Genomic DNA, 23,337 nt, shown 5'->3' with positions numbered 1-23,337 from the left:
ATGGACCCGGCTCACGCCCTGCGGCGGATCGCCTTCCTGCTCGAGCGCTCCCAGGCGGCCACGTACCGGGTCAAGGCCTTCCGCACCGCCGCCGCGGCGATCGACGCGATGGACCGGGACGAGGTCGCCGAGCGCGCGGCCCACGGTTCGCTGGAGACGGTGCGCGGCATCGGGCCGAAGACGGCCAAGGTGGTCCGTGAGGCGGTGGAGGGAGCGGCGCCCGCCTACCTCGTCTCCCTCGAGGACGAGGCGTCGGCCCCGTTGGCACAGGGCGGACAGGCGCTCCTGGCCCAGATCCGCGGCGACTGCCATCTGCACTCCGACTGGTCCGACGGCGGCAGCCCCATCGACGAGATGGGCAGGACGGCCGCCGCGCTGGGCCACGAATGGGCGGTGCTCACGGACCACTCCCCCAGGCTCACCGTGGCCAACGGTCTGTCGACCGAGCGACTGCTGGACCAGCTTGCCGTCATCGCGGAACTCAACACCCGGTGGGCACCGTTCCGGCTGCTCACCGGCATCGAGTGCGACATCCTTCCCGACGGTTCGCTCGACCAGGACCCCGCCGTGCTGGAGCGGCTCGACGTGGTGGTCGTCTCGGTCCACTCGAAGCTGCGCATGGACAGGGCCGCCATGACGAAGCGGATGGTCGCCGCGGTGCGGAATCCGAACGCCGACATCCTCGGCCACTGCACGGGGCGGCTGATGGGCGCGAAGACCCGTCCCCCCTCGCACTTCGACGCGGACGAGGTGTTCGGGGCCTGCGCGGAGGCAGGGACGGCGGTGGAGATCAACTGCCGCCCGGAACGGCTGGATCCACCGCGCGACCTGCTGCGCCTGGCGGTCGCCTCGGGCGCCCTGCTCTCGATCGACACCGACGCGCACGCCCCGGGTCAGCTGGACTGGCAGGCGTACGGCTGCGCGCGGGCGGAGGAGTGCGGGGTGCCCGCCGACCGCGTCGTCACCACGTGGACGGCGGAGCGTCTTCTGGCGTGGACCGGTGCTGAGGGGTGACGAGCCCGGGACGGCGAGCGCGGGAGGAGGAGCAGGGGCGCGGGGTGACGCGGCAGGGCACCCCGTCGCCGCTTCATGACATGGGCGCGGGAGGACGGGCGCGAGGCGCAGGACGAGCCGGTCGCGGGCGTCCGGCGTAGAGTCGATCACGCTGTCCGTGCGACTCCGGAGCACCTGACCGGAGCAGGAGGAACGATGTCCGCTGACCGCACCGGCCCCTGCCTTCCCAGACCCCGCGGGTCCCTCTCGGACGGGGTGATCGGCCATCTGCGGGGTGACGGCCCGCTCCCGGATCCTGAGGCCGCCCTGACCGCGGAGCCCTACGGTGACGACCTCCAGCTCGCTCTCTACGTCTGCTACGAGATGCACTACCGGGGATTCGAGGGCGTCGCGGCCGAGCTGGAGTGGGACCCGCCGCTCCTCGCGGTCCGCGCGGCGCTCGAACGGCGCTTCCTCGGCGCGCTGCGGCGGGACGCCGCACCCGACGCCGGCCTCGACGACATCGTCGGGGCTCTCCTCACGGAACCGGTCCGGGGCGAAGGGCTTTCATGGTTCCTCCAGGAGCGGGGAGAACTGCGGCACCTGCGCGAGTACGCGAAGCAGCGCTCGCTCTACCACCTCAAGGAAGCCGATCCGCACGCCTGGGTACTGCCCAGACTCGGTGGCCGCGCCAAGGCGGGCATGGCCGCGATCGAGTACGACGAGTTCGGCGCCGGGCGCGCGGACCGGGTCCACGCCCGGCTGTACGCAGGCCTGATGAACGACCTGGGCCTCGACACCGCGTACGGCCGCTATCTGGACCTCGGCCACGCGCCCATGCTCGCGCTGGTGAACCTGATGTCGCTGACCGGGCTGCACCGCCGGCTGCGAGGGGTGCTGGTGGGCCATTTCGCCGCCGTGGAGATCACCTCGTCACCCGCCTCGCGACGCCTGGCCCACGCGATGGCCCGGGCAGGCGCGGGCCCGGCTGCCGAGTTCTTCTACACGGAGCACGTCGAGGCGGACGCCGTCCACGAGCAGGTCGTACGCCGCGAGGTGATCGGGGGCCTGCTCGAGGAAGACCCCGGGCTGGAGGCCGAGATCGCGTTCGGGATCACGGCCACGTCCTTCCTCGAGGACCGGCTCGGGGACCGGATGCTGTCCGACTGGCGTGCGGGCAGGTCCTGACCGTCCGCCCCACCGCCCTTCCGAACACCTGCAGGACCTCACGACGACGAAGGACCGAAGGGAGCCGCAGATATCCGCAGCACTGACCGAGGACATGCGTACGGCCCGCCTGATGACTCTCCCGGGCGTGTACACACCGCAGCACGACACCCGGCTGCTCATGGGCGCGCTGGATCAGGAGCGCCTCCCACCCGGCACCGAGGTGCTGGATGTCGGCACGGGCAGCGGGGCGCTCGCCCTGCACGCCGCGCGGCTGGGCGCGCGGGTGACGGCCGTGGACATCGCGCGACGCGCGGTCCTGACCGCTCGGCTGAACTCGCTGGTCCACGGCCGTCGTGTCACCGTGCTGCGCAGTGACCTCCTGTCGGCACTGCCCGGCAGGTCGTACGACCTGATCGTCTGCAATCCGCCCTACGTGCCCTCACCGGAACCATGCCTCCCCGGGCACGGCGCCGCGCGGGCGTGGGAGGCGGGCCCCGACGGCAGGGCCGTCCTGGACCGGATCTGCAGCGTCGCGCCCACGGCGCTGCGTCCCGGCGGCCGGCTGCTTCTCGTGCACTCCGGGCTCTGCGACAGCGACGTCACGCTGCGCCGCCTGGCCGACGCGGGGCTGCGGGCCCGGGTGTGCGAACGCGCCTCGGTGCCGCTCGGCCCGGTGCTGCGCTCCAGACTGCGCTGGCTCCGGGAGACGGGGCTGATGGCCGAGTCGGACACGATGGAGGAGCTGGTGGTCGTCCGTGCCGAACACTCCTGAACACAGGTGCCGGATCACCCTGGGGGACGAGGGGCCGCTCCTCGTCCAGGGCCCCGTGGAGGTCACCTGCCCGGACGGCAGCGTGGCGGTCTCCGACCGTTTCGTCGTGGCCGTCTGCATGTGCCGGCGCAGCCGGATCTACCCGTGGTGCGACACGAGCCACCGCCGCCGTCAGAAGCCCCGCTCCCCGGACTGAGGGCGCCGAAGCACCTCACTCGCTGATCCGGAGCCGTGCCTGGGTCGCGCCGCGGAGGCGACGCGAGACGGTCCGCAGCCGCGGGTGGCGCTCATGGGCCTGGGCCGCACGACGGTCGAGTTCCTCGGCCAGGCGTTCCGATCGCTTGCCGATGTCCAGTTCGTCGAGGATGCGGTCCACCTCGGCCAGCAGCGCCCCGTGCAACTGCCACTGCCTCGGGTGTTCCTGCACGTCCTCGAGCAGCAGGTCCGCGACGCGGTCCCGGGTCTCACGACTGCGGGAGAGCGCGTCGGCCAGGCGCTCCTCCGCCTCCTCACCGCTGTCGGCCATCGGCGTGGTGATCATCGTCGCGAAGCCCTCGACGGCGTCGGACATGTGGCCGAACAGTTCCGTCAGGCCGTCGGCCACGTCGTCCGGGAAGAGCGTCTCCTCGGTGCGTGCCTTCGCGAGGTCCGTCAGTGTCCGTGTCAGGACCCGGAGCACCACGGCGCAGATCTCCAGTGTGTCGAGACCGGTCCGCAGGACGACTCGGTTGAGCAGTCCCTCCTTGACGCGGGGGTTGAGCATCAGGCTCTCCTCCGCCTGTCGCAGCGAGGCGTCCACCTCGACGATGTCGTGGTCCAGGCGACGGGCTTCGTGGAGCCGTGCGGCGGCCTCCGGTACGGGATGGTTGCCGCCGATCTCCTCCCCCAGGGCGCGGAACATCGTTCCCATCCGCTTCCCCAGGCCGCCGATGGAGACACCGGCGGACTCGACCCAGACCGGCGGTGCCAGCAGGAGGTTGAAGAGGAGCCCGACACCGGCACCGATCAGGGTTTCGAACACTCGCTCCCACGCCTGGGCCGCGACCTGGGAGACACCGAGGACGAGCATCGCGCTGATGGCCACCTCGGGCACGAATTCACCGACCCGTACGAGGCGTCCGATCAGCAGGGACGTGAAGATGGTCAGGCCCAGGCTCCACCAGCTCAGCCCCACCAGGGCACTGAACCCGCCTGAGATCAGGACACCGACCACGACCGCGTTGACACGCCGGATTCCGGTGGTGAGGGTCGCGTAGAGGGTCACCTGGACCACGAGGAGGGCGGTGAGAGGAGCGGTCAGGGGCGAGGGGTGAGGGTCGGGCAGCGTCCACTCGGCCACCACGAAGGCGATCACGGCGGCCGCCGTGGACCGCAGTGTCTGGACGGCGGCCGGCTCGGTGGTGCGCTGGACGAGTTTCACCACGGGTTCGGGTGTGGAAACGGCAGGCATTCCTTGACGGTGCCCGGAAGCGCCCTCCCGCAGCGGTTCCGGGGCGCCCCGGACTCCGTACGGACGTATCGGTGCCGCCGTCGGCGGCGGCCTCCCGGGGTGCCGTCCGGCCCGGAGAGGCGCTCCGGTCCGTGCGGAGGGATGGTGGAGTCATGGCCGTCTCACTCACGCCGCCCACGGAGACACCTCCCGTGGAGGGCTGCATAAGCGAAGCTCATGTCGAACGCGCCGACGGAGGGATCTGGGAGCATCCGGCTTTCTGGGCCGCACTCGTGCTCCTGGGTTCGGCAGTCGTCGCCGGATTCTTCATCGCACGCATCTTCGGTTTCGCCTGACGGCGTCACCGGCCGCCCGTCCTTGCCGTCCTGACCGGACTCAGTCGGGCAGCCGCCGTCTGCCCGGTTTCACGGAACGGCCCTCGATGAGTGCCCGCCGGATCTGCGCCGCGGTCGCCCGTGCGTGGTCGGAGGTCGCGGTGCGTTCGGCCACCGATGTGACGAACCGGTGGGTGGGGCGCAGGCACTGGCCGCACGGGGTGTCGCCGTCGAGCAGATAGCCGTCCTCGCACCTGGGGTTCGGGCAGGGGCCGGGGCCGACCAGGGCTTCGGCGATCTCCTGGGGGGCCCAGCGGCGGCGGCCGTCCTCGTCCTTCTCGTGCAGGGCGTGGGACCACCGGACGTTCCATCTGCGCTCGACGCGTTCGAGAAGCTGGTCGGGGGTGCGCCTGGCGAGTTCCTGGTGGATCAGGTCGTACACCGTCCGGGGGTGCCGGTGGCCGAGTGCCTGGACCAGCGGTTGCGGAAGCGCCTGGACGATGTATCCGACTGGATCGCCGCCCGCTCGCTGACGCCACTCGCGGCAGGCGCACGCGCCTTCCGAGGGCAGGGCACGGCCGCACCGGCCGCACATGCCCCGGCAGTCCGCGCAGAGACCGTCGTCGAGTCCGTCCACATGGGGTGCCGGTGCCCTGCCGCAGTCGCGGCAGCAGGCCGCGCAGGGGCCGCAGAGTCGCTCGTCACCGGTCCTGGTGGTCCACTGGCGCTGCTGGCAGCGGCAGCACAGGGCGTTGTTGCAGTACTCGTGGTGGGCGGCGCCCGACTGGCGTCCGGGGGGCGGGAAGGACATTGCGGCGGTCTCCAGGTACGCGGCGGGGGCGGTCAGGTCCACACCATGTCGACGAAGTGCGCGCAGCCCCTCGGACGACGTTATCGTCCTGGCGGGGTCACGTGCGGCACTCCGTCACGTTCGGTCCCCATTCTCCCGTACCCGGAGAGTGCGAGGGGTCAGGGGCGCAGGCCGCTGACCACGTCCGCGGTCGCGGTGATCCCCTCGTGGATGGTGGGGGCCATGCTCGTACCCGCGAGGAGGAAACCGAGCAGGGCGCACACGATGGCGTGCGAGACCTTGAGCCCGCCGTTGCGCAGGAAGATCACTGCGAGGATCAGCAGGAGCAGTACCACCGAGATCGAAACGGCCATGGCCAACCTCCTCCGCCGCGCCGGAATTGCGGCATTCGGCGGCCAGTGTGGCGCAGCGGGGAGGCCGTTCGGCGCACTGGCGTGTCCGCCGAACGGGTGTTGACGCTCGGTGACCGTCCGAGGCGTCCGCAGGTGGGTCAGGAGCTGCGTCGGCCGGCCGGTTCGCGTCGGCGCAGGAAGGCTTCGAGACCGGGCAGATCGTCGGTGTTGAGGTGATCGACGTCCGCCGCGAGCAGTTCTGTCCAGACGGCGTCCCTGGCAGGACCGGGGAGGTCGGGCGTTCCCCAGAAGCGGACCCGCCGGCCGCTGCTGTGGGCCGTGGTCACAAATGTGCGCAGCCGCTCGCGTTCGGCGGCGGGGAACGGACCGGCACCCTGCCAGGCGAAGCTCGTGGCCCAGTTGGTGCTGATGAGCGGGATGAAGGAGGCGGGGGCGGAGGTGCCGAGATCCTCCGGCCGGCCGTCGTAGAAGGCGTAGCGGGTGCTCTGGGCCTCCATCGGGATCCGGGCGGCGCGGTCCCCCGAGATGACGGGTGTGACGGCGCCCGCACGGACCCGGCCGTGCACGGAGCGGCTGAGGATGTGGCGGTAGCGGTGGAGCACCCGGTCCAGCTCGAGGTAGGTGGCGGCTCCGTCGGTCTTGATGTCGATGAGCAGCTGCAGCGGGCCGGGGTGCCCGGCGTGGACGGACCCGTGGTCGGCCCGGACCCGGGCGAGCAGGGGCTCCAGGTAGAGCGAGACGAGGGTGCGCGAGGGGTCGAGGCTCTCGGCTTCGTGGGCGACGAGCAGTTCGCCTCCGACGAGGAAGATGTCCGCCTCGACGCTGGTGAAGCCGTGCGCGAGGGCGTCGTACAGAGGGCGCGGGTGGAGATAGTCGTTGTGCGCGTGGGCCCGTTCCAGCGGGCGCGGGGCACGGGGGCGCGCGGGCGCGGCGGCGGCCGGCTGTGCGGGGACGAACGCTCCCGCGGCGGCGGTGGCGAGGGCGGTGGTGACGACTCTGCGACGGGTCAGGCGTGCCATGGGGGTCTCTCCCTGGAGCGGTGGGGGAAGAGCGGACGTCGGACCCGTCGAGTATCGGCGCACCGGATGCCCGAATAGCCTGCACCTGACAAGAGTTGGAGGACCCGTCGTCCGCCCGTCGCCTGCTCTGCCCCCGGAGTTCTGCTGCTTTGCCCTCCGGCCCGTGGCACGGCCGGGGCGGGGTACGTGATCCCACGTGCCCCGCCCCGGGACGGCCCTACGGCGCCGGGAGTTCCGTCAGCGCGGCCACCGAGTCGCGATGCCGGCCCGCGGTGCCGTACGCGACGGAGTCGGCCTTGGCCCGCTTCAGGTACAGGTGGGCCGGGTGCTCCCAGGTCATGCCGATGCCACCGTGCAGCTGTACGCACTCCTCGGCGGCGTGCACCGCGACCCCGGAGCAGTAGGCCTGTGCCACCGCCACGGCGAGCGGGGCGTCCGGGCTGCCGGTCGCGAGCGCGTCCGCCGCGTTGCGGGCCGCGGCGCGCGCGGAGACCACCTCCAGCCAGAGCTGCGCCATCCGGTGCTTGAGGGACTGGAACGAACCCACCGGCCGGTTGAACTGGTGACGTTCACGGGTGTGCCGGACGGTCTCGGACAGGCACCACTCGGCCACACCGAGCTGTTCGGAGGCGAGGAGGCCGGCGCCCACCAGAAGGCCCCGTGCGACCGCGTCCGCCGCCGGTCCGGCGTCCGCCAGCAGGGTGCCGTCCGCCCCTGCGAGGGTGACGGCGGCGAGCGGGCGGGTCAGGTCGAGTGGGACGAGCGGCTGTACGGTGACGCCCTTCGCACGGGTCTCCACCGCGTACAGGCCCTCGGCCGTGGGGACCAGCAGCACATCGGCGACCGCGGCCTCCGCGACACCGGTGACCGTCCGGTCGAGGGTGCCGGTCATCGCGGCCGCGCCGTCGGCCGGAGCGGTGGCGAGCGGCACGGCGAGCACGGCGACCCGGGTGCCCGCGGCCAGTTCGCCGAGGAGCTCCGCCGCAGGTCCGTCCTCGGCGCCCAGGGCGAGCAGGACCTCCGTGGCGACGACGGCGCTCGTCAGGTACGGGGCCGGGGCGGCGCTGCGGCCGAGTTCCTCCAGGACGACCGCCGCCTCACGGTGGGAGGCGCCCTGCCCGCCCAGCTTCTCCGGCACGAGCAGCCCGGCCGCGCCGATCCCCGCGGCGAGCGATTCCCACAGCCGCGGGTCGTACGGCGTGTCGGACTCGATCGCGGCGATCACGGACGGCGGGCCGGCCCTGTCGGTGAGCAGCGACCGTACGGCGGACCGCAGGTCCTCCTCCGCTTCCGAGTAGAGCAGGTCGGGTGCCTGGGCGGTTCCGGTCTGTGCGGTCATCGTGCGAGATCCTTCCAGGCGACGTCCTTGTCGTTGCGCGGTTCGGCGGGCAGGCCGAGGACGCGCTCGGCCACGATGTTGAGCAGGACCTCGCTGGTACCGCCCTCGATGGAATTGCCCTTGGAGCGCAGGTAGCGGTATCCGGCGTCACGCCCGGTGAAGTCGACGAGTTCCGGGCGTCGCATGGTCCAGTCGCTGTACAGCAGGCCCTCGTCGCCGAGGAGTTCGACCTCGAGACCGCTGATCTCCTGGTTCAGCCGGGCGAAGGCGAGCTTCATCCCGGAGCCTTCGGGGCCGGGCTGGCCCGCCACGAGCTGCTGGCGCAGCCGCTCCCCGGTGAGCCGGGCGACCTCCGCCCCGACCCACAGGGTGAGCAGTCGCTGGTGCAGGTCGTGGGTGCGCAGCTCCGGCCGTTCGCGCCAGGTCCTGGCCACGGTGGCGATCATGCCTCCCTCGCGGGGGATGCGTGAGCCGCCGATGGAGACGCGTTCGTTCATCAGGGTGGTCTGCGCGACCTTCCAGCCGTCGCCGACGGCGCCGAGCCGCCGGTCGTCGGGGATGCGCACGCCGGTGAGGAAGACCTCGTTGAACTCGGCCTCCCCGGTGATCTGACGCAGCGGCCGGACCTCGACACCCGGGTCGGTCATGTCGCAGACGAAGTAGCTGATGCCGCGGTGCTTGGGGACGTCCGGATCGGTGCGGGCGATCAGGATCGCCCACCGGGCGAGATGCGCGCTGGAGGTCCAGACCTTCTGCCCGTCGACCACCCAGTCGTCACCGTCCTTGACGGCGCGTGTGCCGAGAGCGGCCAGGTCGGACCCGGCACCGGGCTCGCTGAAGAGCTGGCACCACACCTCGTCGCCGACCCACAGGGGCTTCAGGAACTGCTTCTTCTGCTCCTCGGTGCCGTAGCCGAGGATCGTGGGGGCCGCCATGCCGAGCCCGATCCCGATGCGGCGCGGGTCGTTGTCGGGCGCCCCCGCGGCGGCGAGCTCGGCGTCGACGACGGGCTGCAGGGAACGCGGTGCGTCGAGCCCGCCGAGGCCGACGGGGTAGTGCACCCAGGCGAGGCCCGCGTCGAAACGCGCCCGGAGGAATTCCGTACGTCCCGTGGTGGCGGGCGGGTGTGCGGCCAGCAGGTCCTGGGTGAGGCGGCGGACCTGTGCCGCGTCGACAGCTGTGCTCATCGGGCGCCTCCGGAGGGCAGGACGACGATTCGGCCGGTGCTGGTCCCGTCGGCGACCCGCTGCACGGCTCGCGCGGCCTCGGCCATGGGGACGCGTTCGCTGACCAGGGGCTTGACGGCTCCCCGATCGGCAAGTTCGGTGAGCTCGTCGTGGCAGGCCCGTACGGCGGCGGGGTCCTTGGTGTTGTACAGGCCCCAGTGCAGTCCGACGACGGAGTAGTTCTTCACCAGGGCGTGGTTGAGGCCGGGCGCGGGGATGGTCCCGCTCGCGAATCCGACGACGACGACACGTCCTTCGAAGGCGATGCACTTGACGGACTTGGCGTAGGCGTCGCCCCCGACCGGGTCGTAGACCACGTCGGCGCCGCGTCCTGCGGTCGCCTCCTTGACCAGCGCGACGATGTCCTCGCTGTGCCGGTCGATGACGAGGTCACAGCCCAGCTCGCGGGCGATCGCGGCCTTCTCGGGCCCTCCGGCGACCCCGATGACGGTGGCACCGGCCGCCTTGCCCAGCTGGACGGCGGCGCTGCCGACGCCGCCGGCTGCCGCGTGGACCAGCAGCGTCTCGCCGGCCTGCAGGCGGGCCCGCCTGTGCAGTCCGAACCAGCCGGTCTGGTAGCCGATGTGCAGGGCGGCCGCCTCGGCGTCGTCGAGGGCGTCGGGAACGGGCAGCAGGGACGCCTCGTCGGCGACCACGTACTCGGCGAGACCGCCCTCGGGCAGCGAGGGGGTGGCGAGCACCCGGCGCCCGTCCTCGGTCTCGCCGCAGATCTCCACTCCGGGGGTGAAGGGCAGCGGAGGCCTCACCTGGTAGTGGCCCCGGCAGAGCAGCGCGTCCGGGAAGTTGATGTTCGCCGCGCGCACCTTGAGCAGCACCTGGCCGTCACCGGGGGCCGGCCGGCCGGTCTCCTCGAGCTCCATCACCTCGCTCGGTTCGCCGTTCCTGTGCACTCGCCATGCCTGCATGAGGGGCCTCCACAACACTGTCGGCATTACCACTGCTCCGGCGCATACTAAGCGGTCGCTTGCCGACCTGGGAACACCTTGCGCCCCTCGGTTCAGCACGCGGTCACGAGCGCTTCGGCCTGGCCCTCACATGCATGCGCTCCCCCTGGGCCCCGAACAGGCTGAGGAATTCGACCGGCCCGTCCCCCGCGGGTCCGAACCAGTGCGGCAGCCTGGTGTCGAACTCGGCGGCCTCACCGGGCCCGAGCTCCAGATCGTGCTCCGCGAGCTTGAGGCGGAGCCGGCCGCTGAGTACGTACAGCCACTCGTACCCCTCGTGGGTGCGCTGCTCGGGCGTTTCGGCGCATGGCGCCTCCTGTACGACCTTGTACGCCTGCAGGCCGCCCGGGCGGGCGGTGAGCGGCAGGAAGGTCTTCCCGTCCCGGACGATCGGTCTGGCCTTGACGCGCGGATCACCGACCGGGGGCGCGCCGACGAGGTCGTCGAGCGGCACCTCGTGGGCGCGGGCGATGGGCAGCAGCAATTCCAGGCTGGGGCGGCGCCCGCCGGACTCGAGCCGGGACAGGGTGGAGACGGAGATCCCGGTGGCCTCCGCGAGCCCCGCGAGCGTCACACCCCGGTCCTTTCGCAGCCGTCGCAGCCGAGGGCCCACGCCGGTCAGCACGGCGTCGAGGTCGGGATCGTCCTGGTTCGGGTTCTGCCCCGGGTTCCGGTTCCGGCCGGGTTCCTGTTCCGTCATGACCCAATTGCAGAATCAGCAACACCATTTGTCAATCAGCGGCCCGGCGGCTCCCGCGGCCTCAGCGGGGGAAGAGCTCGAAGGTGACGGCCGGGCGGCCACCGAAGCGTCCGGCGGCCGCCCGCGTCGCCCCGGTGAGGAAGGTGCGGCAGTACTCCTCCGGGTCCTGGTCCGTCAGCACCTCGATGTAGGTGCGGTGGGCCAGGAGGGACCGCACGGATCTCTCGAACCCCGGCGCCGCGTCCACCGCATGCGTCGGCCGGTCGGTCCCGGCGACGGCCACCCAGCGGACACCGTCCCACGGTTCGAGACCCAGCTCGGGGAAGATCCACCGGTTTCCCGCGTCGCCTGCGGCGTCGAGCGTGGCACGGCCGACCGCCCGGTGGTCCGGCGTGTTCCAGACCGCTCCACCCCAGGTGTCGCGGTGGTTGAGGGTGATGAGCAGTTCCGGCCGGTGGCGGCGGACGGCCGCGGCGATGTCACGGCGCAGCGTCGTACCGTATTCGATCACCCCGTCACGGTGGCCGAGGAACTCGACCACCCCGACCCCTACGACTGCGGCGCTCTCCCGCTGCTCCCGCTCCCTCAGCGGCCCGCACTCGCCCGGGGCGATGGTGTCGATCCCCGCCTCACCCCGGCTGGCGAGCACATAGGTGACCTCGCGGCCTTCGTCGGTCCATCCCGCGACCGCCGCGGCGCATCCGTATTCCAGGTCGTCGGGGTGGGCGACCACCGCCAGGGCGCGGCGCCAGTCCGTGGGCATGGGCTCCAGCTGCTCCGTCATGCCGGGCACGCTATCCGCCGGATGCCGGTGAACGGACGCATTCCGGATGCGGTTCGGGGCAGGCGGGCCAGGAGTTGCCCCGGCCGGCGGCCGACCGGACCAGGCAGTCATACCCCCAGGGGTATCCTCGAAGGTCAGCCGGGCGTCAACCGGACTCCCGGGGCACGCCCCGCACAGACCACCGAAAGGAATCCCGCCCGTGATCAGCCCAGCCTCCCTCTCCCCCACCGAGGCAGCCGCCCGCCTGGAGGACTTCACCGTCATCGACGTACGAGCCCCCGGCGAGTACGCGTCGGGGCACGTGCCCGGCGCTCTGAACGTTCCGCTCGACCGCATCCCGGACGCGGTGCCCGCCCTGAAATCGGCCTCGGCCCGCGGCGGCCTGCTCGTGGTGTGCGCCTCGGGCGTACGGTCCACCCGTGCGTGCGAGATCCTCGCCGACGCCGACATCGACGCCGTCACCCTGTCCGGCGGGACGTCCGCCTGGGAGGGCGACGGGCACGGACTGGAACGCCCGGAGGGCGCCGGGGCGATCTGGCCGATGGAGCGCCAGGTACGTCTCGCGGCCGGCGCGCTCGTGGTGGCGGGCCTGGCGGCCGGGCTCCGATTCCCCGCGGCACGCTGGCTGTCGGCCGGGATCGGCACCGGTCTCGTCTACTCCGCGGTGAGCGGTACCTGCGGCATGGCGGCCGTCATCGCGAAACTCCCGCACAACCGCGCTCCGCGTTCGGCGGCCGGCCTGGACGCCACGCTCGACGCGCTCCAGGGCTGACGGGGCACGCGCCGGTCCACGCCACCCCGCCGGCCCGGCCCTTCAGCGGTCGGCCTCACCCCGCACGAGGGCGAGCAACCGGTCCAGTACGCGCTCGCCGCCCGCCCGCACTCCGTCGTGCTCGTACTCGCTGGTCACCCAGGTGCGCAGGCCGCGGATCGCCGACGCGGACCGCAGGGCGTGGGCGGTGTCCACGTACATGTCGTCGTGGTAGACGACAGCGGCCACGGGGACCTCGTTGGCCGCCAGACGCTCCGCGTCGTACAGGACGGGCCAGTCGGTGCGCTCGGCGAGGAGTTCGGCGGTCTCCCGCAGCGGGCGCAGGGCGGGGTCGACGTCGAAGTGCCAGGGGTGGATGCTCTCGCCGGTGAACAGCAGAGGCCCTTCCCCGGCGAGCGCAGCGGCCGCGTCGAACTGCGGGAACTCCGCGCGGACCCGTTCGGCCGCCCAGCGGGTGGGGGATCCGCCCTGCCCGTAGATCGACTCGTGCATGAGGGCGTACAGAGGGTGGCCCGCGAAGGAGTTGGCCGCGCGCATGGCCTCCCGGAAGGCGTCCGCGAGCTCGGGCCCTCGCTCCCCGTCGACGAAGGCGTTCTCCAGCAGGTGGTGCAGCCGGTGACTTCCGTCGCCTGCGCCCAGCATGATCCCCAGGGACTGGAAGCCCTCGGGTGTCAGCGTGTGACCACCGTGGTCGGGGCGGTTCGCCGAGAGGTACGAGGCGATCGCGCGTGCGCGGGCGACGTCCTGCGGGTAGCGGGCGTAGTGCGCGGCGACCTTGCGCTCGATCCGGGGGTAGGCGGCCCGGTAGACCTCGTCGGCCGAGGCATCCAGCGAGGGCAGACCTCCGGTGATCAGGACGGCTTCCAGCCCCTCGGGGGAGGCCGACAGGTAGCGCACCGCGCAGAAACCGCCGAACGACTGTCCCAGCACGGTCCAGGGCGCCCCGCCGGTGAGCCGGGGGCGGATCAGTTCGCAGTCGCGGACGATGCTGTCGGCGCGGAAGTGCGCCAGGTAGGCCGCCTGTTCTCCGGGGCCGCCGCGCAGCGGCAGGGTCTGCCGGTTCGCCGGAGCCGAGAGGCCGGTGCCCCGCTGGTCCAGCAGCAGCACCCGGAACTCCCGTACCGCCCGGCCCAGCCATGCCTCCGTACCCACGAAACGGCGCGCGCCGAAACCCGGGCCGCCCTCCAGGTAGACCAGCCACGGAAGGTCCTCGGCATCCCTGCCTGCCGCCACGACCTCGCGGCCGAAGATCTCGAGCGTCTCGCCGTCCGGCTCACCGTGATCGAGCGGGACGGTGAACCAGCGGTCGGTGAGGACGACGCCGGGCTGGCTGTAGCTGTGCACGTTGACTCCTGTATCCGGTGCTTCACGGACAGTTCAGCACATCCGGACGTCCCGGCCGGGTCCGGGTCCTCGCGGGCTGAGCGGGGACTTCCGCGGGTACGCGCCGTCCCGGCGGGACGGCCGCGGGATCGAGAAGCCGGGCCGAGCTTCCGCGAGCGCCGGCCCCGGCGGGACGTGCCGCGAGCCCCCTCCGGCCCGGGGATTCCCCGGACACGCACCGCCCGGGCGTACCCGCCCCTCCCGGCCGCCCCCTCTCCGGACAAGCACCGCCCGGCCGGGAATTCCCCCGGCACGCACCCCGACCCGGGATTCCCAGGAAACGCACCCCGGCCGGGACGGAGAAGCGGGGCCGTCCGGACGGCATGAGCGGGCCACGACGGCCTGTCGGCATCCGGCGCGCGGGGTGCGGCGCAAGGGTGCTCCCGTCAGGACCGGCGATCGCGACGGCGCCGGACTTGAGCGAATGTGCCAGCGTTTGCCATTAACCCGCGTACGCAACTATTGTGTACGCCAGTAATCACCGCACGCGGACCATCCCCGTCCGACACCATGAGAGGCCCACCATGCCCACGGTCCCCACCGTCACGCTGAACAACGGCGTCACGATCCCGCAGCTCGGCTTCGGCGTGTTCCAGGTACCCGACGACGAGACCACCGCCGCGGTCACCAGCGCCCTGGAGGCGGGCTACCGGTCCATCGACACGGCCGCCGTCTACGGCAACGAGGCCGGCGTCGGCCGCGCACTGGCCTCCGCCGGACTCCCCCGCGAGGAACTCTTCGTCACCACCAAGCTCTGGAACGCGGACCAGGGGTACGACGCCGCGCTCCGGGCCTTCGACGCCAGTCTGGCCAAGCTCGGTCTCGACCACGTCGACCTCTACCTCATCCACTGGCCCACCCCGGCACGCGGCCTCTACGCCGACACCTGGCGCGCGCTGGAGAAGCTCCTGGCCGACGGCCGGATCCGCGCCGCAGGCGTCTCCAACTTCCAGCCGGCGCACCTGCACCGCCTGCGGGAGGAGAGCTCACTCGTCCCGGCCGTCAACCAGATCGAGCTGCACCCCGGACTCCAGCAGGGCGAGCTGCGCGCCCTGCACGCGGAGTCCGGCATCGCCACCGAGGCCTGGAGCCCGCTCGCACAGGGCGCGCTGCTCGGCGAGGACGCCGTGACCGCGCTCGCCGAACGCCACGGCAGGACACCGGCCCAGGTGGTGCTGCGCTGGCACCTCCAGCTCGGCAACATCGTCATCCCCAAGTCGGTCACACCGGAGCGCATCCGGCAGAACATCGACGTGTTCGACTTCGAACTCACGGCCGCCGACATGGACGCGATCGCGGGACTGGACCGCGGCATGCGCACGGGCCCGGACCCCGACACCCTCAACTGACCTGGTCCGGCGCCGGACGGGCGGGCACGGCGGGCGCCCGCCCGCCGGAGCCGCGCCACCGGACCGTAGGCCGGCCAGGACAGCCGCCGGGTCACCGGGCACCCTGAGCCGGCGACGACCGGCAGAGCACGACCGGCGGCCTCCCCGCCCTCCCCCGACGCCAGGACAACCTCCGGCCGCCCACCCCTTGACCCACCTCGGGCGCGAAGCCTAGGTTCGGATAGAAAGCGCTTGCTACCAGGTCGGCGCGTCCTTTTCCGCCTGAAGGGGTGTTTCCCACGTCCAGCAATTCCTCGCAGCAGCGGCCGATCCGGGTCGCGATCGTGGGTACGGGCGCGATCGCGCGAGGCAGCCACCTGCCCGCGCTGACCGCGCTCGCCGCCGGGCAGCCGCTGGAGGTCGTCGCCGCGGTGGACGTCGACGCGGACAGAGTGGCGGAGTTCTGCGCGGGCGCGGGCATCGCCCATCCGTACACCGACCTGGACCGGATGCTCTCGGAGCAGCGCCCGGACCTGGTGACCCTCGCCACGCCGCCCAGTTTCCACCGCGACCAGACGGTGGCGGCGCTGCGGGCGGGGGCGTGGGTCTGGTGCGAGAAGCCCCCCTGCCCCTCCCTCGAGGACTTCGACGCGATCGAGGCCTCGGAAGGGTCCGGGGGTGGCGGACCCTATGCCGCGATCGTCTTCCAGCACCGCTTCGGCTCGGGATCCGAGCACGTACGCGGCCTGCTCGAACGCGAGGAGATGGGCCGGCCGCTGGTCGCCCACTGCCAGACCACGTGGTACCGGGACTCGGCCTACTACTCGGTTCCGTGGCGGGGAAGTTGGAGCAGTGAGGGCGGAGGCCCCTCGATGGGCCACGGCATCCACCAGATGGATCTGCTCCTCGACCTGCTGGGACCCTGGGCCGAGATCCGCGCCATGGCCGGCCGCCTGGTGCACGACGTGGAGACGGAGGACGTGTCCACCGCTCTCGTACGCTTCGAGAGCGGCGCGATGGCGACCGTGGTCAACAGCGTGCTCAGCCCCGACGAGGTGAGCAGGATCCGGATCGACTGCGAGCGCGCGACGGTGGAGCTCACCCACCTGTACGGGTACCGGAACGCGGACTGGCGGATCACGCCGGCACCTGGCGTCACCTCCGAGGAGGCCGATCGCTGGAGGGACTTCGGGCAGGATGTGCCCAGTTCGCACGAGGCTCAGCTCAAGGGCCTCCTCGCGGATCTGCGAGCCGGACGCAGGCCGAGGAGCAGCGGCCCGGACGGGCGCAAGAGCCTCGAACTGGTGGCCGCCCTGTACAAGTCGGCCTTCACCGGTATGCCCGTGCGCGCGGGCGAGATCGTTCCGGGTGATCCGTACTACGGCGCCCTGCACGGCAACGCCCCCGGATGGGCCCCGGAGCGCCTCGAGGTCCGGGAAGGGGCGGGCGCGTGACGAACCGCCTGGACGTGGTCCACCGTCACGGCGACCACCTCTCGGTCACGGTGGGTGCGACCGGGGTGGAGCTTCTGCGCTACGTCTACCGGGCCGAGGACGCCTGGGAGGCCCCGAAGCCGTACATCCACCCGCTGCGCACGCTGTCGGGCCGGATCGTGACGGGCTACCGGCCCAACGACCACCGTTGGCACAAGGGCTTGCAGATGACGGCCTCGCACCTGTCGGGCGCGAACCTGTGGGGCGGCAACAGCTATGTGCACGGGCAGGGGTACCTAGCCCTGCCGGAGCGGGTGGGGTCGATGGCCCACGTCGCGTTCGACGAGGTGTCGGTGGAGGCCGGTGGTCTGCGGATCGCCGAGCGGCTCTCCTGGCATCCCCGGAGCGGGGAACTGTGGGCGGAGGAGATCCGCCGGATCGAGGTCCACGACATCGACGAACCGGGCGGCAGCTGGGCGCTCACCTGGTCGTCCGAGATCACCAACCGGCGGGTGGAGCCGCTGCGGTTCGGCAGTCCGACGACTCACGGCCGCCCGGCGGCTGGATACACCGGGCTCTTCTGGCGGGGGCCGCGCGCATTCCGGGACGGCAGCATCATCGCACCGCACGCGGAGGGGCCGGAGCTGATGGGACAGCAGGCTCCCTGGCTCGCGTACAGCGGGGAGCACGACGAGTCCGACGGGCACGCGACGCTCGTCTTCGTGCACGCCCCCGAGAACGACCACTCGGGTGCGCGCGGCGAGCACCCGGCGCACTGGTTCGTGCGCAACTCCTCGTTCGCCGCGGTCGCCCCCTCCTTCGCCTTCCACGACGAGCTGGTCCTGGCCCCTGGCGCGACCCTCGCCAGGCGCTACCGGGTGGTGGTCGCGGACGGCGCCTGGGAGCGCGGCCGTATCGCGGCCATGGTGGACGGGCTCGTCTGGTAGCCCGTCCGTCCGCGCGGGGCCCCGCCGGCGGGTCGCGCCGACGGGATGCCGTCGGACCGGCCCGTGGGGCAGGGTGAACGTATGTCCAGCTACGAGACGATGCCGTTCCACCTCGAGACCGAGCGGCTGGCACTGTGCCCGTGGGAGGAGTCGGATGCCGCGGAGTTCAGCGCCCTCCTCCGCGAACGCGGCACCGAGACGTACACGGTCGAGCGCGCGCGGAAGGGCATCGGGGAGCTGCTGGCCGCCACGACGATGACCGGCATCGCCCTGCTGCCCGTCCGGCGGCGCCAGGAGGGTGACTTCATCGGGTACTGCGGCCTGATCATCGGCCGGTCCACCCTGGAGGAACCCGAGATCGCGTACGAGTTCTTCCGTCGCGCGCACGGGTGCGGGTACGCCACCGAGGCGGCGGGCGCCGTGCTCGGAGCCGCCAGGGCTACCGGGAGGAGACGGCTCTGGGCGACGGTGGGGACGTGGAACACCGCGTCGCTCCGCGTACTGGAGAAGCACGGGTTCGCGCGCGATCGTGTCTCCGTGGAGGACGGCGGCGAGATCGCCTGGATGACGCGCACCCTGCGGTGAGGGTCCGGGGATCCCCCGGAGGGGGGCAGCGGGCAGCGGGACCGGCAGGTTCGTGGCGCTGCCGGTCCGTACGGGAGCTCCGGGATCAGCCCTTGCCCGCCGGGGCGAGGACGAAGAGCGGGATCTCCCGCTCGGTCTTCTCCTGGTAGTCCGCGTAGTCCGGGAACGCCTGCACGGCGCGTTCCCACCAGAGGGCCTTCTCCTCCCCCGTCACCTCGCGGGCGACCATGTCCTGGCTCGTCGTCCCGTCCCTCAGCTCCACCTGGGGGTCGGCGAGGACGTTGTAGTACCAGACTGGGTGCTTGGGTGCGCCGCCGAGGGAGGCGACCGCGGCGTAGCGGCCTTCGTGCTCGACCCGCATGAGCGGGGTCTTGCGGACCTTCCCGGACTTCGCGCCACGCGTCGTCAGGAGGATGACGGGCATGCCCCGCATCGTGGTCCCCCGCGTCCCGCCGGAGCTCTCGATCAGCTCGACCTGCTCACGGACCCACGCCGTCGGACTCGGCTCGTACTCGCCCTCGATCGGCATGCCCTGTGTCCTCTCGTCGAAGTGCTGCCATCGTCGCCCTCCATCATGCTCCGGTGGCGGCGAGAAGCGCGCGGTGACACCGGCCGGGACCGCCTCACACCCGCTGTCTCACTTCCTGGACACACGTGAGACGGCAGAACGGCCTTCCGCGCGCGGAATCGAGGGACTTTAAGCGTCATACATCCAGATATGTACGACATCAGGTCTTGCCCCACTCCGGTGTTCGTCGAGCGCAGGCCGTACCGTGGGGGCAGCGGAGTAAGCCAAGCCTTACTCCGCTGCACTCTGCCCGTGCTCGTCCGCCCTAAGGAACAACACTCCATGACACGCCCCGTCCGCGTCGCCATCGTCGGAGCCGGTCCCGCCGGAATCTACGCTGCGGACGCGCTTCTCAAGTCCGAGGCCGCCCAGGAGCCGGGCGTATCGATCGACCTGTTCGAGCGCATGCCCGCGCCCTTCGGCCTGATCCGGTACGGCGTGGCGCCGGACCACCCGCGGATCAAGGGCATCGTCAAGGCGCTGCACCAGGTCCTGGACAAGCCGCAGCTGCGCCTCTTCGGGAACGTCGACTACCCGAACGACATCGGCCTGGACGACCTCAGGTCCTTCTACGACGCCGTGATCTTCTCGACCGGCGCCGACGCCGACCGGGCCCTGGACATACCGGGCATCGATCTCGAGGGTTCCTACGGCGCCGCCGATTTCGTCGCCTGGTACGACGGCCACCCGGAGGTTCCGCGCACCTGGCCGCTCGAAGCCGAGAAGGTGGCGGTCCTCGGAGTGGGCAACGTCGCCCTGGACGTGGCGCGCATCCTGGCCAAGACGGCGGACGAGCTGCTCCCGACCGAGATCCCTGCGAACGTCTACGACGGCCTCAAGGCGAACAAGGCCCTCGAGGTCCACGTCTTCGGCCGGCGTGGACCGGCCCAGGCGAAGTTCAGCCCGATGGAGCTGCGCGAGCTGGACCACTCGCCGAACATCGAGGTCATCGTCAACCCCGAGGACATCGACTACGACGAGGGGTCGATCGCCACCCGCCGGGAGAACAAGCAGGCCAACATGGTCGCCTCCACGCTGGAGAACTGGGCGATCAGGGACGTCGGCGACCGGCCCCACAAGCTGTTCCTGCACTTCTTCGAGTCGCCCGTCGAGGTGGTCGGCGAGGACGGCCGCGTCGTCGCCCTGCGCACCGAGCGCACCGAGCTGGACGGCACGGGCAACGTCAGGGGCACCGGCCGCCACACGGACTGGGACGTGCAGAGCGTCTACCGTGCGGTCGGTTACTACTCGGAGGAGCTGCCGAAGCTGCCGTTCGACGTCGTGTCCGGCACTGTGCCGCACGCGGCAGGCCGGGTCCTGACCGGCGACGAGCCGATGCCCTCGGTCTACGTCACCGGATGGATCAAGCGCGGTCCGATCGGCCTGATCGGCCACACCAAGGGGGACGCCAACGAGACGGTGGCGTGCCTGCTGGAGGACCACGCGGCAGGACGGCTGGCCGAGCCCGCGCAGCCGGAGGCCGACGCGATCGTGGACTACCTGGAGCAGCGCGGTGTCCGCTACACCACCAAGGAGGGGTGGCACCGCCTGGACGCGCACGAGCAGGCGCTCGGAGCCGAGCAGGGCCGTGAGCGCGTCAAGGTGGTCGACCGGGCGGCGATGCTGGACGCCTCCGGAGCCTGATGCCCTTCACCAGGGGCTTTCGTTCGGATCAGGCCGGATCAGGAAGCTGGGCCTGGTGCCGTGCATCGCAAGGCGGAGGAGGGAGTCGACGCAGAGCGTCGGGGACCGACGACAACGCCGCGAGGTGCGGCACCGGGGCACGCGAGCCCGGCATGATCCAGACGAGAGGCTCTGGACCGCTCCGCGCCCCGGCGTCCTCCTCGACGAGGACGCCGGGGCGCGGCCGCTCGGCGGGCGGGAGGAGGCCGGGCGAGCGGTCCGGTCTCGGGTCGGGCCGGACGCACGACGCGCACGGCCCGCGCCCCGGGCCCGTAGGTGCGAAGTCCGTGGCTCCGGACGCGGGGGCCTGCCCCGCGCGTACGGCCCGCCTGCTCGCACACCTGTGCCGAGGGGGAGCCGGAGCCCCGAGGTCGTAGACTCGCCGGATGGCCAAGTACTTCGATGTGCACCCAGAGAATCCCCAGCGCCGCACCATCACCAACGTGGCCGAGAGCATCCGGTCCGGAGCCCTAGTCGCCTATCCGACCGACTCCTGCTACGCGTTGGGATGCCAACTCGGCAGCCGCGACGGCATCGACCGGATCCGCTCCATCCGGAACCTGGACGACCGCCACCACTTCACGCTGGTGTGCCAGAACTTCGCACAGCTCGGCCAGTTCGTGCAGGTCGACAACGACGTCTTCCGCACCATCAAGGCGTCGACACCCGGCAGTTACACCTTCATCCTGCCCGCCACCAAAGAGGTGCCCCGGCAGTTGCTGCACCCGAAGAAGAAGACCGTCGGCGTCCGCATCCCCGACCACACCGTCACCCAGGCCCTCCTGGGTGAGCTCGGTGAACCCCTGCTCTCCAGCACCCTGCTCCTGCCGGACGAGGAGGAACCGCTGACTCAGGGCTGGGAGATCAAGGAGCGGCTGGACCATGTCGTGGACGTGGTGCTGGACTCCGGCGACTGCGGTACGGAGCCGACCACCGTCATCGACTTCTCCGGGGGCGAACTGGAGATCGTGCGCCGGGGGGCGGGCGACGTGACCCGCTTCGAGTAGACGGGGGTTCCGCACGGTCACTCCACACTTTCGGCGCCCGCTCCGAGATGCGCGTACCCCTGGGTGCCTGCTTCGGTTGAGGGGTCCCCTCAGCCCACCCAGGGAGTGATCATGAGCGAGCCAGACGACGTCAAGGAGCGCCTCCAGGAGATGCGTCACCGGGCCGAGGACCTGGAGAGGGCGGCTGAGAAGGCCGGCGACCCCTCCGAGCGGCAGCGGCTCGAGGACGAGGCGCACCGGCTCGAGTCCCGGAGCGAGCAGGTCAGCGGCATGTCGAGCGGGGACATCTATCCCATGTGGTAGCCGCCGGCGTGGCTTCCGGCGCCGCGGGGCGGGCCTCGGCTTGCCACCGCCGAGGGGGCGTGTTACCACCGGTACAAGGGTGACATGCGGTGGATGCGCGGAGGGCGGGGCACGGGCTTCCCCTCCCCCGCCCCGCTCTCCGCCCGCGCTCCGCGAAGGGGAATCCGTGACGTACATGAGATGGCAACCGTTCCTGGAAGCCGTTCAGGAACGCGGTGAATATCCTTCTGCGCTGGAGGCGGAGCGGGCGTCACGGGTGGTCCTCGCACTGCTGGGGGCCCACGTGGTCGGCGAGGAGAGGAACGAGCTCGCCGCGTGCCTGCCGGAGACCTTCGCCCTCATCCTCCTCAACCCCCTGCAGGCCGCCGAGCCGCTCAGCGCCGAGCGTTTCGTCCGTGCGGTCTCCGCGTGGATCGAGGGGGCCAACGAGCGGACCGCGGCCTGGGACACGAGCGCGGTTCTCAGCGTCGTGGCCGACGCCGCCGGGGACGCGCTGCTGGAGCGGGTACTGCTCCAGCTCCCGCCGGGCTACGACATGCTGTTCGGCCACCCTGAGTCCTGACGCGGTCTTCGGACTGTGCGGGGTGCCCGGCCGGAGGGCGTCGGGCTCCTCACAACGCCGACCGTCCGGCCTGATCCCCGTGCGGCCGCTCCCCGTCCGACCCGCCGGTGGCGAAGGGCGGGCACGGGATTCCTACGGTGCTCACCGGGCCCGGTCCTGGCGTACGGGAGGCATCCCCGACCTCAGCAGGTCCGGTGGATGTATCCCTTCCGGCCCTCGGGGAGCACCGCCAGGTCGCGCTGGACGAGGGAGACCTCGTCGCCCCATGCCGAGCAGGCGTCGTCGAAGTCCCCCGCGCCTTCTCCCTCGTACTCGACGGCGAACACCCTGCCGTCGTAGGTGTCGGCGTACGCGCCGCACTCGTCGTAGCGCGCGCACTCCTCGGTCACCGCGAAGTCGAAGCCGATCGCGGCGCCCTGCCCGAGCAGCTGGGTGGTGTTCTTCTGCCCGATGGCGAGCCCGGCCGCGTGGGCGCGCTCCGCGAGGACCGTGGCCAGGGCCGCGTTGCCGGACCGGGTCAGCCTGCCCTCCGAACGCTCGAAGGAGTCCAGGTTGTCGGGCTCGACCGCCTGGAAGCCGCTTTCGGCGCATCCGTCGATCCAGCCACCGACGACATCCGCGAGCTCCGCGCGCTTGCGCGGCGTCGAGGTGTCCAGCAGCACCTCGTCCCAGCCCTCGTCGATGACCGTCCTCCCTCCGGCGTCACGCAGCAGGAGGCCGGGGTGGGTGTTCTGCCACCATCGCAGCGTGCCGGGCTGCGTCTGGAAGGCGTTCACTTGACATCCTCGCCGCCCTGAAGGACGGCGATTCCCGCCTACCGTGCCGTTGAGGGCTGCGGTGTCGGGTGGGTTCCTGCTTCGCTGCGCGGTG

General features: G+C 71.9%; 26 protein-coding genes. 14 read left to right on the top strand and 12 right to left on the bottom strand.

Annotated features, from left to right (window positions below; all coding sequences use genetic code 11):
- The 4 genes from ACFXOA_RS19315 to ACFXOA_RS19300 all read left to right on the top strand — a co-directional run bounded on the left by ACFXOA_RS19315 (position 1) and on the right by ACFXOA_RS19300 (position 3,131).
- The gene (locus tag ACFXOA_RS19315; protein ID WP_385029512.1) at positions 1-1,014 is read left to right on the top strand and encodes a PHP domain-containing protein; all 1,014 of its coding nucleotides are present in this window, start codon (positions 1-3) and stop codon (positions 1,012-1,014) included.
- Between the two features lie 195 nt (positions 1,015-1,209).
- A complete protein-coding gene (locus ACFXOA_RS19310; protein ID WP_385029510.1) occupies positions 1,210-2,181 on the top strand; it encodes an iron-containing redox enzyme family protein in 972 nt (323 codons plus the stop codon).
- Positions 2,182-2,275: 94 nt separating this feature from the next.
- Positions 2,276-2,935: a HemK2/MTQ2 family protein methyltransferase gene (locus tag ACFXOA_RS19305; protein ID WP_385029507.1), complete on the top strand. Its 660-nt coding sequence runs from the start codon at positions 2,276-2,278 to the stop codon at positions 2,933-2,935.
- Positions 2,919-3,131, top strand: coding sequence for a CDGSH iron-sulfur domain-containing protein (locus tag ACFXOA_RS19300; RefSeq protein WP_385029504.1), 213 nt, complete (start codon positions 2,919-2,921; stop codon positions 3,129-3,131). Before ACFXOA_RS19305 ends, ACFXOA_RS19300 begins: the two co-directional genes overlap by 17 nt.
- A 15-nt stretch (positions 3,132-3,146) precedes the next feature.
- Here ACFXOA_RS19300 and ACFXOA_RS19295 read toward each other — a convergent pair whose 3' ends face one another.
- A complete protein-coding gene (locus ACFXOA_RS19295; RefSeq protein ID WP_385029501.1) occupies positions 3,147-4,385 on the bottom strand; it encodes an aromatic acid exporter family protein in 1,239 nt (412 codons plus the stop codon).
- Positions 4,386-4,537: 152 nt separating this feature from the next.
- Here ACFXOA_RS19295 and ACFXOA_RS19290 point away from each other — a divergent pair, with 152 nt between their 5' ends.
- Positions 4,538-4,720, top strand: coding sequence for a hypothetical protein (locus ACFXOA_RS19290; RefSeq protein WP_385029498.1), 183 nt, complete (start codon positions 4,538-4,540; stop codon positions 4,718-4,720).
- Between the two features lie 40 nt (positions 4,721-4,760).
- On the opposite strand, the gene ACFXOA_RS19285 is transcribed toward ACFXOA_RS19290, so the two are convergent.
- From ACFXOA_RS19285 to ACFXOA_RS19250, 8 genes are all read right to left on the bottom strand, one after another.
- Positions 4,761-5,510, bottom strand: coding sequence for a hypothetical protein (locus ACFXOA_RS19285; protein ID WP_385029495.1), 750 nt, complete (start codon positions 5,508-5,510; stop codon positions 4,761-4,763).
- Between the two features lie 158 nt (positions 5,511-5,668).
- Positions 5,669-5,863 carry a hypothetical protein gene (locus tag ACFXOA_RS19280; RefSeq protein WP_385029492.1) on the bottom strand — a complete coding sequence of 65 codons (195 nt, stop codon included), beginning with the start codon at positions 5,861-5,863 and terminating at the stop codon, positions 5,669-5,671.
- A 137-nt stretch (positions 5,864-6,000) separates the two neighbouring features.
- Entirely contained in the window at positions 6,001-6,882 is an 882-nt protein-coding gene (locus ACFXOA_RS19275; protein WP_385029489.1) for a phosphatidylinositol-specific phospholipase C/glycerophosphodiester phosphodiesterase family protein, read from the bottom strand.
- 217 nt (positions 6,883-7,099) lie between these two features.
- The gene (locus tag ACFXOA_RS19270) at positions 7,100-8,221 is read right to left on the bottom strand and encodes an acyl-CoA dehydrogenase family protein (protein ID WP_385029486.1); all 1,122 of its coding nucleotides are present in this window, start codon (positions 8,219-8,221) and stop codon (positions 7,100-7,102) included.
- Positions 8,218-9,408, bottom strand: coding sequence for an acyl-CoA dehydrogenase family protein (locus ACFXOA_RS19265; protein ID WP_385029483.1), 1,191 nt, complete (start codon positions 9,406-9,408; stop codon positions 8,218-8,220). The genes ACFXOA_RS19270 and ACFXOA_RS19265 overlap by 4 nt, the downstream gene beginning before the upstream one ends.
- Positions 9,405-10,373, bottom strand: coding sequence for an NADPH:quinone oxidoreductase family protein (locus tag ACFXOA_RS19260; RefSeq protein ID WP_385029480.1), 969 nt, complete (start codon positions 10,371-10,373; stop codon positions 9,405-9,407). The genes ACFXOA_RS19265 and ACFXOA_RS19260 overlap by 4 nt, the downstream gene beginning before the upstream one ends.
- A gap of 103 nt (positions 10,374-10,476) precedes the next feature.
- Positions 10,477-11,112 carry a helix-turn-helix domain-containing protein gene (locus tag ACFXOA_RS19255; protein WP_385029478.1) on the bottom strand — a complete coding sequence of 212 codons (636 nt, stop codon included), beginning with the start codon at positions 11,110-11,112 and terminating at the stop codon, positions 10,477-10,479.
- A gap of 61 nt (positions 11,113-11,173) precedes the next feature.
- Positions 11,174-11,896 carry a PIG-L deacetylase family protein gene (locus ACFXOA_RS19250; RefSeq protein WP_385029475.1) on the bottom strand — a complete coding sequence of 241 codons (723 nt, stop codon included), beginning with the start codon at positions 11,894-11,896 and terminating at the stop codon, positions 11,174-11,176.
- Positions 11,897-12,095: 199 nt separating this feature from the next.
- Between ACFXOA_RS19250 and ACFXOA_RS19245 the strand changes: the two genes are divergently transcribed.
- Complete coding sequence (locus ACFXOA_RS19245; RefSeq protein WP_385029472.1) at positions 12,096-12,668, top strand: rhodanese-like domain-containing protein; 573 nt, start codon at positions 12,096-12,098, stop codon at positions 12,666-12,668.
- Positions 12,669-12,710: 42 nt separating this feature from the next.
- Here the strand turns inward: ACFXOA_RS19245 and ACFXOA_RS19240 are convergent, their stop codons facing one another.
- On the bottom strand, positions 12,711-14,012 hold the full coding sequence (locus ACFXOA_RS19240) for an alpha/beta fold hydrolase (RefSeq protein WP_385029469.1): 1,302 nt from the start codon (positions 14,010-14,012) through the stop codon (positions 12,711-12,713).
- Positions 14,013-14,575: 563 nt separating this feature from the next.
- Between ACFXOA_RS19240 and ACFXOA_RS19235 the strand changes: the two genes are divergently transcribed.
- From ACFXOA_RS19235 to ACFXOA_RS19220, 4 genes are all read left to right on the top strand, one after another.
- Complete coding sequence (locus ACFXOA_RS19235) at positions 14,576-15,400, top strand: aldo/keto reductase (RefSeq protein WP_385029466.1); 825 nt, start codon at positions 14,576-14,578, stop codon at positions 15,398-15,400.
- Between the two features lie 269 nt (positions 15,401-15,669).
- Positions 15,670-16,833 (top strand): Gfo/Idh/MocA family protein, encoded by a 1,164-nt coding sequence (locus ACFXOA_RS19230; protein WP_385029463.1) that lies wholly within the window; start codon positions 15,670-15,672, stop codon positions 16,831-16,833.
- Complete coding sequence (locus tag ACFXOA_RS19225; RefSeq protein ID WP_385029460.1) at positions 16,830-17,759, top strand: PmoA family protein; 930 nt, start codon at positions 16,830-16,832, stop codon at positions 17,757-17,759. Before ACFXOA_RS19230 ends, ACFXOA_RS19225 begins: the two co-directional genes overlap by 4 nt.
- A gap of 81 nt (positions 17,760-17,840) precedes the next feature.
- The gene (locus ACFXOA_RS19220; protein ID WP_385029457.1) at positions 17,841-18,344 is read left to right on the top strand and encodes a GNAT family N-acetyltransferase; all 504 of its coding nucleotides are present in this window, start codon (positions 17,841-17,843) and stop codon (positions 18,342-18,344) included.
- An 85-nt stretch (positions 18,345-18,429) separates the two neighbouring features.
- Here the strand turns inward: ACFXOA_RS19220 and ACFXOA_RS19215 are convergent, their stop codons facing one another.
- Positions 18,430-18,873 (bottom strand): nitroreductase family deazaflavin-dependent oxidoreductase, encoded by a 444-nt coding sequence (locus tag ACFXOA_RS19215; RefSeq protein WP_385029454.1) that lies wholly within the window; start codon positions 18,871-18,873, stop codon positions 18,430-18,432.
- Between the two features lie 321 nt (positions 18,874-19,194).
- On the opposite strand from ACFXOA_RS19215, the gene ACFXOA_RS19210 reads away from it, so the two are divergent.
- The 4 genes from ACFXOA_RS19210 (at position 19,195) to ACFXOA_RS19195 (ending at position 22,467) form a co-directional block, all read left to right on the top strand.
- Positions 19,195-20,556 (top strand): FAD-dependent oxidoreductase, encoded by a 1,362-nt coding sequence (locus ACFXOA_RS19210; protein ID WP_385029451.1) that lies wholly within the window; start codon positions 19,195-19,197, stop codon positions 20,554-20,556.
- A 425-nt stretch (positions 20,557-20,981) separates the two neighbouring features.
- Positions 20,982-21,602 (top strand): L-threonylcarbamoyladenylate synthase, encoded by a 621-nt coding sequence (locus ACFXOA_RS19205; protein ID WP_385029448.1) that lies wholly within the window; start codon positions 20,982-20,984, stop codon positions 21,600-21,602.
- Between the two features lie 111 nt (positions 21,603-21,713).
- A complete protein-coding gene (locus tag ACFXOA_RS19200) occupies positions 21,714-21,905 on the top strand; it encodes a DUF6381 family protein (RefSeq protein ID WP_385029446.1) in 192 nt (63 codons plus the stop codon).
- A gap of 175 nt (positions 21,906-22,080) precedes the next feature.
- The gene (locus ACFXOA_RS19195) at positions 22,081-22,467 is read left to right on the top strand and encodes a DUF2267 domain-containing protein (RefSeq protein ID WP_385029752.1); all 387 of its coding nucleotides are present in this window, start codon (positions 22,081-22,083) and stop codon (positions 22,465-22,467) included.
- Between the two features lie 182 nt (positions 22,468-22,649).
- Here ACFXOA_RS19195 and ACFXOA_RS19190 read toward each other — a convergent pair.
- On the bottom strand, positions 22,650-23,337 hold a 688-nt coding region (locus ACFXOA_RS19190; protein WP_385029443.1), incomplete at its 5' end, for an endo alpha-1,4 polygalactosaminidase.

The sequence above is a fragment of the Streptomyces sp. NPDC059166 genome (genome assembly GCF_042755185.1).
Classification (GTDB): Bacteria; Actinomycetota; Actinomycetes; order Streptomycetales; family Streptomycetaceae; genus Streptomyces.
Note: the sequence above shows the minus strand (reverse complement) of the source record. Positions and strands in the feature narration are given on the sequence as shown.

Coding starts and splice junctions, on each gene's coding strand:
- ACFXOA_RS19315 (WP_385029512.1), top strand. CDS start 1: ATGGACCCGGCTCACGCCCTGCGGCGGATCGCCTTCCTGCTCGAGCGC.
- ACFXOA_RS19310 (WP_385029510.1), top strand. CDS start 1,210: ATGTCCGCTGACCGCACCGGCCCCTGCCTTCCCAGACCCCGCGGGTCC.
- ACFXOA_RS19305 (WP_385029507.1), top strand. CDS start 2,276: ATGCGTACGGCCCGCCTGATGACTCTCCCGGGCGTGTACACACCGCAG.
- ACFXOA_RS19295 (WP_385029501.1), bottom strand. CDS start 4,385: ATGCCTGCCGTTTCCACACCCGAACCCGTGGTGAAACTCGTCCAGCGC.
- ACFXOA_RS19290 (WP_385029498.1), top strand. CDS start 4,538: ATGGCCGTCTCACTCACGCCGCCCACGGAGACACCTCCCGTGGAGGGC.
- ACFXOA_RS19285 (WP_385029495.1), bottom strand. CDS start 5,510: ATGTCCTTCCCGCCCCCCGGACGCCAGTCGGGCGCCGCCCACCACGAG.
- ACFXOA_RS19280 (WP_385029492.1), bottom strand. CDS start 5,863: ATGGCCGTTTCGATCTCGGTGGTACTGCTCCTGCTGATCCTCGCAGTG.
- ACFXOA_RS19275 (WP_385029489.1), bottom strand. CDS start 6,882: ATGGCACGCCTGACCCGTCGCAGAGTCGTCACCACCGCCCTCGCCACC.
- ACFXOA_RS19270 (WP_385029486.1), bottom strand. CDS start 8,221: ATGACCGCACAGACCGGAACCGCCCAGGCACCCGACCTGCTCTACTCG.
- ACFXOA_RS19265 (WP_385029483.1), bottom strand. CDS start 9,408: ATGAGCACAGCTGTCGACGCGGCACAGGTCCGCCGCCTCACCCAGGAC.
- ACFXOA_RS19260 (WP_385029480.1), bottom strand. CDS start 10,373: ATGCAGGCATGGCGAGTGCACAGGAACGGCGAACCGAGCGAGGTGATG.
- ACFXOA_RS19255 (WP_385029478.1), bottom strand. CDS start 11,112: ATGACGGAACAGGAACCCGGCCGGAACCGGAACCCGGGGCAGAACCCG.
- ACFXOA_RS19250 (WP_385029475.1), bottom strand. CDS start 11,896: ATGACGGAGCAGCTGGAGCCCATGCCCACGGACTGGCGCCGCGCCCTG.
- ACFXOA_RS19235 (WP_385029466.1), top strand. CDS start 14,576: ATGCCCACGGTCCCCACCGTCACGCTGAACAACGGCGTCACGATCCCG.
- ACFXOA_RS19220 (WP_385029457.1), top strand. CDS start 17,841: ATGTCCAGCTACGAGACGATGCCGTTCCACCTCGAGACCGAGCGGCTG.
- ACFXOA_RS19215 (WP_385029454.1), bottom strand. CDS start 18,873: ATGCCGATCGAGGGCGAGTACGAGCCGAGTCCGACGGCGTGGGTCCGT.
- ACFXOA_RS19210 (WP_385029451.1), top strand. CDS start 19,195: ATGACACGCCCCGTCCGCGTCGCCATCGTCGGAGCCGGTCCCGCCGGA.
- ACFXOA_RS19205 (WP_385029448.1), top strand. CDS start 20,982: ATGGCCAAGTACTTCGATGTGCACCCAGAGAATCCCCAGCGCCGCACC.
- ACFXOA_RS19200 (WP_385029446.1), top strand. CDS start 21,714: ATGAGCGAGCCAGACGACGTCAAGGAGCGCCTCCAGGAGATGCGTCAC.
- ACFXOA_RS19195 (WP_385029752.1), top strand. CDS start 22,081: ATGAGATGGCAACCGTTCCTGGAAGCCGTTCAGGAACGCGGTGAATAT.